Below are 15,460 nucleotides of genomic sequence, written 5' to 3' on the forward strand. Positions count from 1 at the left end.
CAGTTCTCAAACTCAGTTACGAAACCTCATGACGTCTCTTCAAACCACTGCCCGCATGCTCGACGAAACCCTGCTCGATCAGTTGTTTCGTTTCGAGGGCGCCTTTTTGCGCAGTACGTGCCGAATGAGCAACCAGGTCGAAGGTCGTGGATTGATTGAGTTTCGCGACCCGCAAACCTGCACTGAGCTGTTGGGTTTGTACGCCCACTACTATCCCGCCGCGCCGCGTGCCGCGCTGGTGTCGCAATGGTCGATGGATTTGATTTGCGTGACGCTGGCCTTGCCGCTGGCCGCCGCTGCGCAGAATCTGCGCTGCACCGTGCGTGATCCTCACGTGGTGCTGGAAGGAGGCATGCCCGTGGCCCAGCTGTTTGCAGCAGGCGAAGTGGTGCCCTTGAGTGACCCGCTGGCCTTCATGCAACAACTGCTGGTTGAAGATATGGCGCATTTGGTCCAGGCATTGGCCAGTGCCGGGCGTGTGGCCCAGCGCTTGCTGTGGAATAACGTGGCGGCCGCCATCGATGTTGCGCTCGACTACTTCCAGATGCCGCAAGCGTCACAGTGGCGCGATCACCTGTTCCGGGAGCGGCACTGGGCCGACGGTACGCGCAATCCACTGTACGGCTTCCTGCAACTGGCTCCCGGCCCGAGTGGCGTGCCGTTGCTGATGCGCAAGGTATGCTGCCTGCACCACCAGTTGGGTGATGCGCGCCCGTACTGCGACAACTGTCCGCTGGTGCCGGGCGCTGACATCACGCAGCCTTATCAGGCATAAGCCGCATGGGCCTCGACCTGGGTGAGGCGGCCATTTTCGACTTTCAATACTCGGTCGGCTTGTTGGAAATAGGCGTCGTCGTGGGTGATCACAATCACGGTTTTGCCCCGGGCTTTTAACTCCGGCAACAACTCCATATAGAACACTCGCTTGAAGGTCGGGTCCTGGTCGGCGGCCCATTCGTCGAACAGATAAAACGGCTTGTCGTCCAGATACGCCGACACCAGCGCCAGCCGCTTGCGTTGACCCGTGGACAGATCCACGGTGGAAAAACGATCGTCGACGATGCTGACCTTGTGCCCCAATCCCAAGGCTTTTACATAGCGCGTCGCCTCGGCGGTGCGCTGTTCTGCGCCCGGTCCGTCGTCGCCCAGCAGATGTTCGAACAGATGGAAGTCAGCGAACACGGCGGCAAAGTGCTGACGGTATTGCTCACGGTTGTCGTCGTCCACCTCCACACCGTTGAGCACCATACAGCCGCTTTCCGGCGCATACAGCCCGAGCAGCAGCATGGAAAGCGTGGTCTTGCCACTGCCGTTACCGCCGACCACAAACACCAGTTCACCCTGTTCCAGCGTCAGGTCCACCGGCCCGAGCATGAAGGGATGATCCTCATGTTCGCCGGGATAGCGATGGCACACACCGTTGAGCAACAGGCGCATCGGGCCTTTACTGGCGAACACGTTACCGACCGGCGCGGCCGCCTGGGCTTCAGCACTCAGTTCGGCGTCCAGTTGGCGAATGCGATTCAGGGCGATACTGGCCTGCCGCAGCGAGGGCAGGGCGATCATCAGATCGGAAATCGGTCGCACCAGATACAGCAACGTCACGGTGAAGCTGGTCAGCACGGTAATCGATTGCGGCAGCCAGAACGGTACGACAAACAGCAGCACGCCAAGGTTGAGGTAGAACAGCAGCGTGCCGAGGTTGGCCACCACCGAATACCCGGCCATGCCGCGCAGGAACCGCACGCGAAATTCATCGGCGCCCGGACGGATGACCCGCTCGACGAAGGCTTCGCCACGGGCGTTGCTCAGCTGCAATTCCTTGCTGCCTTCTATCAGGCTGCGAAAGTGCTGATAAAGCACATCCTTTTGTTGGCGTACCCGCTCCAGATGGCTTAACGGCCCGCGTTCGGCCAGGTGAAACGCGATCAGGCCGACCAGCAGGAACAATGCCAGAATCAACAGCAACGACCATGACAACCACGCCAGGTAGGCGAAGCACGCCAACGTCACCACGGCGTTGACGAACAACAGCGGCACCCACTCGAACGCCGCGGTAAAGGTGTGCACGTCTTCGGTAAGGATCACCAGCAAACGGTGTTTGCCCATGCCTTGCAGGCGTTTGAGCGGGGTGGCGAGCAGTTTGCGCGAGAGGTCGATGCGCATCTGGAAAATCGCGCTTTGGGTCAGGTGCAGCAGCGACAGTTCCGAGCAGAGTTTGCTCAGCAGCATGCCGACGCACAGCCCGAAAAACCCCAGGGCCAGTTCCGGCAATTGCTGCGGGTTGGCCAGCCCGCGGTTGATCAGCATCACCAGCCCCGCACTGGCCAGCCCGCCCAGTGCGCCGGTGATCGAGGCCAGTGCCAGCAGGCGTGCCGATTGGCGGTAGAGATAAAGAATCAGGTTCATGCGACGGCTTCCGTCGAGGCCACGGCCAGCGACTTGTTGAGTTGTTCATGGAAGACAGGCTGCTCGAGGATCGTGTCGTGATCGGCAGCGACCTGATGATGACAGGTTCGCTGGCTGATCGCGTCCCACTGCGCAGGCAGGGTCGGGCGCTCGACAAGAGTCTGTTCGGCCCACCACAGATGCAGGGAGGCGCGTACGGCGGGCACTGAGTAGCCGCTGACCCAACGACGTGCGTCGGCCATCACATTCAAGGTCTGTTCGATGTATGCCAGCGGTGCATTGAGGTCCAGGCCGTTGGCGCTCGTCCATTGCAGCAAGGCGAAACGCAATTGCTCCATGCGGCCCAATTCAGCGGTGGCTGTACGCAGTTGGGTCAAACGCTCCGGGTCGAGCGTGGCCAGTCGCTGGCGACTGTCGCTGCTCAATTCTTGCTGCACGACTGAGTACAACGCCTCCCACGCCAGTGTTTCGTTCTCGGCGTGGAACGTGCTGTCGAACAGGCCCAGCCACTCAACCGTTTGCCCTAGCGCCTCCAGTTGTCGAGTCAGTTCCAGCGCGAGTAATCCACCCATGGACCAACCGCCCAGGCGATACGGACCTTGCGTCTGAGTCTGCTGGATCAGCGGCAAGTATTCGCTGGCCAATGCGACGAGGTCCTGGTTGCGCAGCGACTCGGGCAATGCAATGCCGTACACCGGCATCGCCTGCGGTAACCCGGCGACCATCGGTAAATAGTGGTGAACTCCCCCCGCAGGTTGGTGCAGGCAGAACAACGGCGTCTGTCCTGCTTCGCCGGCCTGCAAGGTGATGACAGCCGCGTGGTCGTGCGGCCGGGTAATCTGCTCGGCGAGCCCCATCAGCGTCGGGTGCTGGAAGATGATGTTGACCGGCACCTCGATGCCCAGCGTGGCACGCAGCCTTGCGGTCATGCGCACCACCAGCAACGAATGGCCACCAAGGGCGAAAAAGTCGTCGTGACGACCGATCACCTTGGCCTCCAGCAGTTCTTGCCACACCGCCGCGAGTACCTGTTCGACATGACCTTCGGGCGCCGCGTAAGCCGCCAGGCTGCGGTTCGGCACCCGGGCCAGCAAGGCACGATGATCGATCTTGCCGTTGGCGGTGCGCGGCAGTTGCGCCAGCCATTGGATGTCCGCGGGAATCATGTGCGCTGGCAATAGGGTCGCCAGGGACTCACGCACGGCGTTGGCTTGAAGCTCAGAGGCCGATTCAACGAAGGCACGCAAGCTCGGTTCGGCCTGGATGGTGTCCAGCAGGACGACGGCCAGTCTGGCGCCGCTGACGCTGCACAGCGCGGTTTCGATTTCGCCCAGCTCGATGCGGTAACCGCGCAGTTTGATCTGCGAATCGGTGCGCCCGAGGAACACCAGTTGCCCGTCCAGATCCTGCCAGGCGAAATCGCCGGTGCGGTACAGCCGTTGGCCGTCGAGAGAGGGATGACAGGCCTGGATGAATTTCTCGGCGGTCATCTGCGGCAGGCCCAGATAACCTTCGGACACGCCAGGCCCGGCTATATGGATTTCACCCTTGAGCCCCCGGGCCACGGGGGCGCCGTCGCTGTCGAGCACATACACCCGAGTGTGGGCAATGGCGCGGCCGATGGGTACGGATGCTGTGCGCTGATCCGGCCGGCAGAGCGCGACGGTGCTCCACACCGAGGCTTCCGTCGGTCCGTATTCGTTGTACAACTGCGCGTCGGGCTGGCGGTGATAGTGGCTGTCGACCAGCGCTGGCGGGCAGCTTTCACCGGCGACAATCGCGGTGTTCAGCGGGCTCGGGCTGTCGCCCAATTCGTCCAGCAACAACGCGTACAGCGAAGGCAGCGCCAGCAGGTGCGACACGCCGTGGCCGCGGATCAACCGGGCCAGTTGCAGCGGGTCTTTTTGTTCGGCTTCGCTGGCCAAGTGCAGGCACCCGCCCTGGGCGAGGCTCCAGAACAGCCCGGCGATGGAGCTGTCGAAGGCGAACGATGACAACAGCAGAAAGCGTTGCACCGGTTGCGGATACCCCGCCAGCCGCGCCGCCAGCGAATGCAAAGCGTTGGCATGGCTGATGACCACGCCCTTGGGCTGACCGGTACTGCCGGAGGTGTAGATCAGATAGGCCGGTTGGTCTCGGGAGATGTTCGGTTCGTCCTGTAACGGCACTGTCGGCATCGCTTGATCAATCGCCAGCGCACTTGGCTGCCAGTCCGCCGGCAGGTCTTGCACGCGAGCGTGATGGGTCAGTACCAGACGTGCCTGGCTGTCGCGCAGAATATGTTCGATGCGCTCGGTGGGGTAGGCCGGATCGATCGGTACGTAGCAGGCACCGGCGCGCAGAATGGCGACCAGCGCCACGACCGCATCGATGTCGCGCGGCAGGAAATGCGCGATCCGCGTACCGGGTTCCAGGTCTTGGGCGAGCAGTTGTTGGGTGAGGGCACTGACACGCTGATCAAGCTCGGCGTGGCTCAAGGTGCCGCTCGGGCCGGTCACCGCCGGGCGTCCGGCATGGGGGGCCGAACCCCTGGAGAAGCAGGCGGCCAGGTTTGGCAGGGCGAAGGTGGCTGCATAAAGGCGTTCTTGCGCCGGGTTCAGGGTCGGTGCAGTGGCCAGTACGCCGGTCACCCGTTGTTGCTCGGCGGCGCTGCAAGTCGCTAGGCGACTCAGGCTGGCGGACGGCTCGTGCAAACTGTGTTCGATCACGCTCAGCAGTTGTTCGGCGAGGATCTCGACATGGGCGGGCATGTAAAGCGCGGCATCAAAATGTAGCGACAAACCACTGGCCGAGCGCGGCTGATACTGCAACAGCAATGCGCTACCGGCGCTGACACTGTCGGCCTGTTCGAGCTGCCAACCGGCATCGTTCAGGGCACTGTGCGGCGCCAGCGAGAGTTCTCGAAAACCCACGCCCGACAATGGCGGTACATTGCTCAAGTGGCTCGGGTAGCTGTCCCGCGCATCGTTGAGCAGGCCGACACGCTCGCTCAGTTGCTGGCACAGCGCGGCAAACGATAGCTCGGGCGCGGTGTCGAGGGTCAGCGGCAACGGTTCGGAAAACAGCCCGAGGGCATCGCCCAGTACGTCCGGGCGTGCCTGGTTTTCGTAGGCGAGCGTCAGGCGCTCGGCTTCGCTGTAGCGTTGCCACAAGGTGACCCAGGCGGCGAGCACGACAGTGCCGCTGCTGACACCGAGGCGGGTCGCTTGCTGATCGAGGCGTTGCTGGGTTGAGTCGTCGAGCGGCAGTTGTACCCGGCCCGGCTCCACCAGCCCGGAGGTTGCCGGGTTCTGGCGCTGCCAGGGCAAAGGCACGTCCGTGACCACTGCGTTGAACTGCTGCTCCCAGAACTGGCGACCCGCGTCGTCTACCGACTCCAGGCGCCAGGCCGCGTAGTCGGCGTATTGCAGGGGCGGGTCTTGCGGCGCCGCTTGCAAGTAGCCTAGCGCCCATTCTTCACCGAGGTAGCTCAGGCTGGTGCTGTCCAGATGCAACGCCGGCAGGTGCAGCGTCGCTGACTGGGCGTCCACCTGCAGTTCAATTCCCAGCGCCTGCCAATCAGTGGCCGAATCGTCGATCACCTGCATCGGCAGCGACAGGCCCGGCAGTTGCTGGTAACGGGTGCGCAGAATTTCGTGGCGTTGCATCAGCGCCAGCAAACTGTTTTTCAGTCGTGCGCCGTCCAGCGGTTGTTCACTGCGAATGCGCAGTGTCGCCCGCTGGGCTGACGGCGCCAGGCGGGTTTGTTGCAGGCGCCACAGATGAGCCTGTTGCGGCGACAGTTCGAAGCCTTCGAACGGCGTGTCTTGGTGAGTCTGAGTCATGCTGAGACCTGTACAAAAAAGTTGGACATGAGCGAGCGGGGCGATTGGCCGATGACCATCATTGTTCGGCCTCCTTCACGACACTGCGACGACGGGCCTGGCCCAGGGTGCTTTGACGCGCATTGCCGGCTTCACGCAGCGCGGCTTGCGCCTGGTCGCGGCGGGACTGTTGCAGTTGATTGAGTGGCAGCAGCAACTGGGCGACTCGGGTGTCGGCGTTCAGCACAAGTTGCTCCAGCAGACAGACGAACAGGCTGTCGAGCAGTTCGATGTAGGCACTGGCGTAACGCCCGGTGTCGTAGTCGTACACCACCAGCAGGCTCTCGCCGTCATCCACGACGTTGATCAGCAGGTCCACGTCCGCAGCTTGTGGCTCCAGCGCCCGCTCGCTGATTGCCAGGCCTGGCAAATGCAGGTCCTGTTGGCGGGTGTTCTGCACCACCAGTTTGACCTGGAAGAATGGCGTATACCGTGCGTCACGCTGCGGCAGCAGGTCGGCGACCAGGGCGTCGAACGGCAAGTCCTGATGGGCAAAGGCATCCAGCGCCACGCGCCGGGCATCGCTCAGCAGCTCATCGAATGTCTGCTCGGGCGTCACGCGGCAACGCAGGACCAATTGGTTGACGAAGAAGCCGATCATGTCTTCGGTCTGTTGCTGATGCCGGTTGGCGATGTCGGTGCCGACCAGCAGGTCTTCGCGCCCGGTCTGCTGATGCAGCAACACGTTCAGCGCACTGTGCAGCACCATGAACGGCGAAGCCTCGCGGGCCGTCGCCAACTCGCCGATGGCCCGGGCCAGCGACGCGGGCAGGCGGCTGCGATGACGTGCACAACCGCCGTGCTCGCGGGTTTGCGCACCCGGCAATAGCAGCGGCGCCGGACTGGCTTGCAACTGCTGGCGCCAGTAGGCCAGTTGTTGCTGCCAGACCGGGCCCGGCAGGTGCGTGCGTTGCCACACGGCAAAGTCGGCGTATTGCAGGGCCGGGGTTTCGATGCGGGCAGCCGCGGTGCCGAAACCGACGTAGTCCGCGGCCAATTGCTCCACCAGTTGGGCAATGGACCAAGCGTCCACGGCAATATGGTGCATGGCAATGGCCAGCACATGGGTCTGCGCATCCAGCTGCAATAACCGCGCACGCATCAACGGCGCTTGGGTCAAGTCGAACGGCCGGCCAAAGACATCGGTCAATTGCACCTGGATGGCCGGCTCCTGTTCGTGCGCCGGGACCTGTTGCAGATCGGTGACCGGCAAGGCAAACGCCTGCGCTGTTTCGATCCGCTGCCAGGGTTCACCATGATCGCTGTGCACGGTGCTGCGCAGCACTTCATGACGGGCGATCAGTTGTTCGAACGCCAGGCGCAGGGCTTCGACATTCAGCGCTCCGGTCAGGGTCAGGGCGAACGGAATATTGAAACCGCTGGAGCCAGGGTTCAACTGCTCAATGAACCATAAACGCTGTTGGGCAAACGACAACGGTAACGGTTGCGAACGGTCGGTCGCGGTGATCGCGGGCAGGGCCAGAGGCGCCGCCTGCAAGCGCGCGCTGTCGATGGCGCGGGCCAGGTTTTCCAGTACCGGGTGATCGAACACCGCACGCAGTGGCAAGTCCACCGAGAGCTGGCTGCGAATCCGCGAGACCACCAGCGTTGCCAGCAACGAGTGCCCGCCGAGGGCAAAGAAGTTGTCGTCGGCGCCGACCGCCGTCACGTTGAGAATCTGTGCCCAGATCGCGCCCAGCTGCTGTTCGGTGTCGCTGCTCAGAGGTCGTTGCTGGTTCAGGTCGCTGTGGTCCAGCGCACGTGCAGTCAGCAGTTTGCGGTCGACCTTGCCGTTGGCGTTCTGCGGCAATGCCTCCAGCTGTTGCCAATGTGTTGGCACCATGTACGACGGTAGGCGTTGGCTCAGCCATTCGCGCAGTTCGGCCACCGGTGTGTCGCCGCCGGTCCAGTAGGCGACCAGTTGCAGGTCGCCACGCTGGTCAGCGTTGACGATCACGGCCACCGCTTGCACGGCGGGATGACGGCCCACGTGATCTTCGATTTCACCCAGTTCGATCCGGTGACCACGGATTTTTACTTGCTGATCGCGGCGACCGAGGAATTCGATCACCCCGTCCGCACGCCAGCGCCCCAAGTCACCGGTGCGGTAGAAACGCGCGCCGGGTTCGAACGGGTGCGCCACGAACGCCGCTTGGGTTTTCTGCGGATCGTTGAGGTAGCCACGACCGACGCCGACACCACCGACGCAGATTTCTCCCGGTACGCCCACCGGCACCGGGCGCAGTGCCGCATCCACCAGATACAGGTGGTTGTTGGCGGTCGGCCGGCCAATCGGCATGGCATTGCCGACTTCGCTCGGCACGCTGGTCAGCGAATGGAACGCCACGTCGTCCGAGCACTCCGCCGGGCCGTAGGCATTCATCAGCGGCACATGGGCAAAGCGACTCAGCCAGGCTTGAGCCAATGCCGGCGGCAGGGCTTCGCCGGTCGGCAGCAGCCAGCGCAGGGCCGACAGTTGTGTGTCGGTGCGGGCCAGGTCGAGCAGGGCGCGGATCATCGTCGGTACAGCTTCGAGGACCGACAATTGTTGGTTCTCCAGTGCTTCCAGCAGGCGCTCGGGATCGTGGGCGATCACGTCTGGCAGGATGTGCACGGTGGCGCCGAGGATCGGTGCGGCAAGGAATTGCCAGACCGAAATGTCGAACGCCGGCGAGGCGGTCTGGGCAATTCGGTCCGCACTCGACAGGCCCAGCGTCGGTACTTTGCCGAAGATGTTGTTGAGCATGCCCCGTTGTTCGACCATCGCGCCTTTGGGCGTGCCGGTCGAACCCGAGGTGAAGATCACGTAGGCCAGATCGTCAGGGCTGGCGGCGACGTCCAAGGGGGCTGCGTCGCCTGCCAGCCACAGGGTTTCGGTGCGCAGGCGTTGCGGTGTCGCAGCGCTTGCGGCCAGCGCCGGTTCGATCACCGAGTCGGCACTTTCACTGGTCAACAGAATCGTTGCTCCGGACAGTTCGAGAATCTCGCTCAGGCGCTGCGGCGGATGCTTGATATCCAGTGGCAGGTAGGCCGCGCCGGCCTTGAGCACGGCGATCATCATGCTCAGCAGCGGCAGGCCACGTTCGGCGGCCAAAGCCACCAGGGTGTCGCGCCCGGCGCCCGTTTCAATCAGTGCTCGCGCCAGGCGGTTCGAGCGCTGATCCAGTTCGGCGTAGCTCAGGCTGTCGGCACCACACACGGCAGCGATGCGCTGCGGATGCTCCGCCACCTGTCGGGCGAACAGCTCGGCGTAGGTTTGATCCAACGGGAAGTCGAGCTCACTGCGGTTCCAGTCCACCAGCAGGGTCTGGCGTTCATCCGGCGTCAACAGCGACAGTGAAGCCAGTGGTGCGTCAGGCTGGGCGACCATTTGCGTCAGCAACTGGCGCAGGTGGCCGAGCATGCGCTGCACGGTATCGGCGTCGAAACGCGCGGCATCGTAAGTCAGGCGAATGCCCAGGCGATCGCCGGGGTAAAGCACCACGGTCATCGGGTAGTTGGTGTGCACGCGGTCTTCATAGATGTCGACGTTGAAGTCGACCTGACGATCCGACAGGCCGGCGTCGAACGGCGCGTTTTCAAACACCACCAGGCTGTCGAACAGCGAACGACCGTGCTCGATTTCACTCCAGCGCTGAATGTCCACCAACGGTGCATGTTCGTAGGCACGCAACTCGAAGTTGTGCGCGAACAGCGCTTGCAGCCACGGCACCACGGTTTGCGAGTCGTCAACTTTCACCCGCAGCGGCAGGCTGTTGATGAACAGCCCGACAATGTCCTCGACACCCGGCAAATCGGTCGGCCGGCCCGACACCGTGACGCCGAACAGCACGTCGTCGCTGCCGCTGTAACGGGACAGCAGCAAAGCCCAGGCGCCCTGAATCCAGGTGTTGGGTGTGAGTTGGTGCTGTTGGCACAACGCGGTCAATGCGCGGGTGTCGGCAATCGACAGGGTGACATCCAGGTTAGCCACCACTTCGACCGCCTGTTCGGTCACGACCGGGCGATCCACCACCAACGGCGTCGGCGCGCTGAACCCGGCCAGTTCGCGGGTCCAGAATTGTTCGGTGATAGAGCTGTCCTGACATTGCAGCCAATGGATGTAGTTGCTGAACGATGGCAGCAATGGACGGGCGGCCGGCTGGCCGAGCACCCGAGCCTGGTAGTGGGCAAACAGGTCGGCCATCAATAGGCCGAAGCACCAGGCATCGGTCAGAATGTGATGGAAACTGCGCACGATCAGGAATTCCTGATCGGCCACCTGGAACACCCGCAGGAACGTCAGCGGCGGGCGGCGCATGTCGAAACCCTGACGGCATTCGGCGTCCAGTACGGCATCCAGTTGGCGCTGGCGGGTCGCTTCATCGAGGTTGCGCCAGTCGTACCAGGCGAATGCCGGGTCGGTGTCGTGGTAGACACATTGCAGCGCAGCCTTACCGTCTTGCCACCAGAAACCGGTGCGCAGCATCGGGTGCCGGGCCAGTTGTTGTGCCCAGGCGTATTCGATGGCGCTACGGTCCAGTTCGCCGTCCCAGCGATAACGTTGCTGCATCAAATAAATGCCGCTGTTGGGACGCAGCAGAGTGTGCAGCAGCATGCCTTCCTGCATCGGCGACAGGGGCAGCAAGTCGTCGATGCCGGCCCAGTCGAAGTTCGCGCCCAGGGCCGTGAGGTCGTGGCCGGCGGCGCGGCACAACGGGAAAGCATGCGCACCGGGAATGGCTTGCCCGGCGTCGGCGGCGAGCAGGCTCAAGCGCTGCTCCAACGCCTGGGCCCAGTGTTCGGCGTTGGCGCCACGGCAGTCGATCTGCAATTGACCTTGTTGCAGGCTGACAGACAGGGTCAGCCCGGTGGCATCGATTGGCGCGCTGGCGGCGATGACCTCGCTCAGCGGCCCTTCATATGCCTGCCATTCGCCAGCCATGACGATATGCACAGTCGGTTGCGGCAGGCTCAGCAGTGGCTCACGCAGGTAGTCGTTGTCGGCGAGGTAACGCAGCACACCGTAATCGTCACCGGCGTGCGGTGCGGCGGCCAGTTGCGCGTCAATCTGTGCGAGCAACTGCGCAGCGCTGGCGGTCTGTGTCACGGTCAGGCGCAGGGGAACGGCGTGGCTCAGGGCGCCGATCACCGTGGCCGGGTTGAAATCGGTGCGGCTCAGGGGGCTGGTGAGCGGCAGGCGTGTGCGTTCGCAGCGGCCGCGGTCCAGGCTCAGCCAAACGTCTTGCCCGGCACTTTGCTGCGCCAGTTCCGCGGCGACCGCCGTGGCGACCAACGAGGCCCAGGGCGCATGGCTGCGCCGTTGCAGCAGGTTCAGGCGAGCGCTGAGTGACGTCGAAATCTGCACGCGGGATTCAGTCACCACCGAGTCTTGCGGCGTGGTCGATGGCAGGGTTTCACCGGCGTATTGCAGCCAGTATTCCCAGGCCGATTCCAGACCGTCTTCATCGCTGGCGTAATTATTCTGATGCTCGGCCCATTCATCCAGGTGCCCACCGTGACGCGGCAGTTCGATCGCACGATCGTATTGCGCTTGAGCCACGGCCAGCGCCAGGTCGGTCATCAGCAACGCCCAGGAGGCAGCATCCAGGCGTAGTGCATGGCTCACCAGCAGCACGGCGTCACCCTGTTTCGAAAGACAAGCGTGCCAGCCTTCGCCCGCCGCGTGATCCAGCGTGGCCAGGGTGGTTTCGGCCAGAGCGTTCAGTGCGTTCGAGTCGTCAATGTTCAGTGGCTGACGGCTGGCACTGACCGGTTTAGGCGCGGCGGGCAGGGTTTGCACCCAAGTGCCGTCAGCCTGCTGGATGAGGCCCAGTTGCAGCGCACGGTGTTGCTGTTGCAGGGCCAGCACCGCGCGGTTCAACACCTCGACGCTGACCGGCGCATTCAGCGCCACGCAGCGCCAGTCCGCCGCCAACGGCCCGGCTTCGAGACGGGCGTGTTGACCGGCGGTCAGCGCTACATTTCGCGCAGCGCTGCTGGTGTCGCGGCTGTAGTTCGCGCCTTGGCTGATCACCGCGGAGATTTCAGCGATGGTGCGGTTTTCGAACAACTGCTTGGGCGTCAGCTTCATACCGCGCTGGTGGGCGCGGGCAATGATCTGCAGGTTGAGAATCGAGTCGCCGCCCAAGGCAAAGAAATTGTCGTGAATGCCCACGCGCTCGACCCGCAACACATCCTGCCAGATCTCGGCGAAGGCGATTTCCACCGCATCGCGTGGGGCCTCGTAGTTGTCCTGACTGGCGGGGGCATCGGGCAATGGCAGGCGTGCGATGTCCGGTTTGCCATTGGCGTTCAGCGGGATCGCATCCAGCGCGATGAAATCCGACGGCACCATGTAATCCGGCACGCGCAGCGCCAGGTCATGGCGCAGTTTGTCGACGGACATCGAGGTGCTTGCCACCAGCCAGGCGACCAGGCGGGGCGCCTCGTTGGCCGATTGCACCACGCGCACCAGCACTTGCTGGAGGTTGCTCGACAGGCGTTTGATCTGTGCTTCGACTTCGCCCAGTTCGATGCGATAGCCGCGCAGCTTGATCTGGTTGTCGACGCGCCCGAGGAACGCCAGTTCACCCGATTCCAGCCAACGCACACGGTCGCCGGTGCGGTAGGCGCGGGGCAGGTCGGCGACGGCGGTGAAGCGTGCGGTGGTTTGCGTTGGATCGCCCAGGTAGTCGATGGCCAGGCCTTCGCCGCCCACCCACAGTTCGCCCGGCACGCCGACCGGCACGGCGTGGCCGTGGCTGTCGAGGATCCGCAGTTGTCGGTTCGGTTGCGGATGGCCCAGCGGTTGCACACCGGCCAATGGCTGGTCGATGCGCGACAGGCAAATGCCCACGGCGCTTTCGGTCGGGCCGTAGTGGTTGTAGACCGCGAGCTCCGGGCGCAGCGCCCGGATCGTGTCCAGCAATGCACCTTGCAGTGCTTCGCCGCCGAGCAATAACGCGCGGCGCGGCAGCAGGCCGGCGTCAGGGTGAGCGGCGAGCAAACCGTGCAGATGGTTGGGGGTGAGTTTGACCAGATCCGGGACGAATTCGGCAAAGCACTGCGCCAGGGCATTCGGGTCGGCACGGGTGTCGTCGTCCACCAGCAACAGGCTGCCACCGCTGACCAGCGCGCCGAACAATTGGGTGTAACCGAGGTCCGCCGCCAGGGTCGAGAGCAGCGCATGGCGCCACGGTTGTTCAGCCTCGGCGCAACCCAGTTCAGCGAGAATGCCCATGACATAGGCGACGATGGCGCGATGGGACAGGCGTACGCCTTTCGGCGTACCGGTGGAGCCGGAGGTGTAGATCACATACGCGCAGGCCAGTTGATCCACCGTCGGCAGGTCGATGCCGGCGGCGCGGGCCGAGGCGTCGATCACTTGTGCGGAGGCGGTGTCGAAGGTCGGCGCACCGATGATGAAATCCACGTCGGCACTGGCCATCAGCGCACTCAGGCGCGAGGCCGGTTGGCCCAGGTCCAGCGGCAGAAAGCAACCGCCGGCCTGCATCACGGCCAGCAGCGAGATCACCGCATCGTTGCAACGGGGCAGGGCCAGCGCTACGCGATCACCCGGTTGCAGACCGCGCTGGCGCAAGGCGCTGGCCAGTCCGGTCGAGGCTTCAAGCAGTTCGTCGTAACTCAAGGCGCCGTTGGCGTCGCGCACGGCTTCACGCTCGGGGTGGCGACGGGCCTGGGTGGCGATCAGTTCATGCAGCGCAGCATCAGGCAATTCGAGGGGCGCACCGTTGCCCCAGGTGCGAGTCAGGCTCAGTTCCTGCGGCGGGCACAATGGCACATCGGCCAGTGGTCGATGGGCGTCGCGGCTCAGTTCCTCGATCAGCGTCACCAATTGCTGCAGCAGACGCGCACCGGCGGCATCGGACAAGCGTTTGCGCTGATGCACCAGGTGCAGATGCAGCCTTTCACCTTCCATCGAAGCGATCAGCGACATCGGATAGTTGTTGCGTCCACCGGTGTGGCGCAACGGCGCGGTATGTTCGGTCTCCGGCAATCCGACAAGGCCATCGTCGATCTGGTCCAGCTCGCGGGGGAACGGGAAGTTTTCGAACACCATGATCGCTTCGAACAACTCACCACCGGGCGGCAGCGCGGTCAATGCCCGCAGACTGCTCAGCGGTGTGTGTTCGTGCTCGCGCATCTCGGCGTTCCAGTCCTGGATGCCCGCCAGCCATTGGCCAACGGTCGGCGCATCGTTCCAACGCACCCGCAACGGCAAGGTGTTGATGAACAGACCGACCATCCGCTCGACACCGCTGAGGCGCTGTGGACGCCCGGCCACGGTGACGCCGATCAGGGCTTCGTCGCTGCCGTTGTGGCGGCCCAGCAGGTAAGCGTAAGCCGCTTGCAGCAAGGTGTTGATGGTCAGGTTGTTATCGCGGGCGAAGCCGGACAGGCGAGCGGTGGTGGCGGCATCCAGCACACACTGATGTTCGGTGCAGGGCAGGTGCGCTTCCACGTGGTCGATGAGCAGACCGCGTGGGTCCGACTCGGGTATGCGCGTGGTGTGGGCGAAGTCTGCCAGGCGGTTGCGCCAGAATTGATCGGCCGAGGGCCGTTCGCTGAGGTACGCCACGTAATCCTGGAACGGACGCACGGTCTCCAGCGCGGCGTTTTGCCCGCGACGGGCCGCGCGATACAGATCGCGCCAGTCCGCCAGCAACGAACCGACGCTCCAGCCGTCGAGCAACAGGTGATGGTGCGTCCACACCAGCGACCACTGCGCTTGTCCGTTCACATCGTCCAGACGCGCCAGGGTCAAGCGCATCAGCGGCGCGGCGCCGAGTTCGAATGCCTGTGCGTGATCTTCAGCCGCCAGGGTTGCCAGCCCTTGCGGGTTGCCGCGCAAGTCGACTTCGCGCAGCGGCAAGTCGACTTCCTTGAGGATGACCTGATAGGCGTCGTCCAGCTCTTCCCAGAGGAAGGCCGTGCGCAACACCGCGTGGCGTTGCATCAAGGCCAGCCAGGCCTGGCGGAAAGCATTGAGGTCGAGGTCGCCGGCCAGCCCGATGTTCATCTGCTGGTAGTAGACCCGGGACTCGGGCGCATAGGCCTCGTGGTACAGCAGGCCTTTTTGCAGGGGCGTCAGCGAATAGATGTTTTCGATTTGGTCATGCATGGCGGCAGTGTTCAATCCAGAAAAACGAGGAGGCATGTGCGCCGCGGACGGCGCACTCCGAAGT

Annotated in this window: 4 protein-coding genes; 1 reads left to right on the forward strand and 3 read right to left on the reverse strand. The window is 63.8% G+C overall.

The features are described 5' to 3' along the window. Positions 1-28 precede the first annotated feature (28 nt). Positions 29-775, forward strand: coding sequence for a siderophore-iron reductase FhuF (gene fhuF / locus LOY36_RS09040; protein WP_258672971.1), 747 nt, complete (start codon positions 29-31; stop codon positions 773-775). On the opposite strand, the gene LOY36_RS09045 is transcribed toward fhuF, so the two are convergent. Genes LOY36_RS09045 through LOY36_RS09055 form a run of 3 tightly spaced genes read right to left on the reverse strand, consistent with a single transcriptional unit; the run spans position 766 to position 15,396 of the window. Beyond that, the gene (locus LOY36_RS09045; RefSeq protein ID WP_258672972.1) at positions 766-2,409 is read right to left on the reverse strand and encodes a cyclic peptide export ABC transporter; all 1,644 of its coding nucleotides are present in this window, start codon (positions 2,407-2,409) and stop codon (positions 766-768) included. The genes fhuF and LOY36_RS09045 overlap by 10 nt on opposite strands. After that, complete coding sequence (locus tag LOY36_RS09050) at positions 2,406-6,233, reverse strand: amino acid adenylation domain-containing protein (protein ID WP_258672973.1); 3,828 nt, start codon at positions 6,231-6,233, stop codon at positions 2,406-2,408. Before LOY36_RS09050 ends, LOY36_RS09045 begins: the two co-directional genes overlap by 4 nt. A gap of 58 nt (positions 6,234-6,291) precedes the next feature. Continuing rightward, positions 6,292-15,396 (reverse strand): non-ribosomal peptide synthetase, encoded by a 9,105-nt coding sequence (locus tag LOY36_RS09055; RefSeq protein ID WP_258672975.1) that lies wholly within the window; start codon positions 15,394-15,396, stop codon positions 6,292-6,294. Positions 15,397-15,460 lie beyond the last annotated feature (64 nt).

This window comes from Pseudomonas sp. B21-019 (assembly GCF_024749225.1).
Lineage (GTDB): Bacteria > Pseudomonadota > Gammaproteobacteria > Pseudomonadales > Pseudomonadaceae > Aquipseudomonas.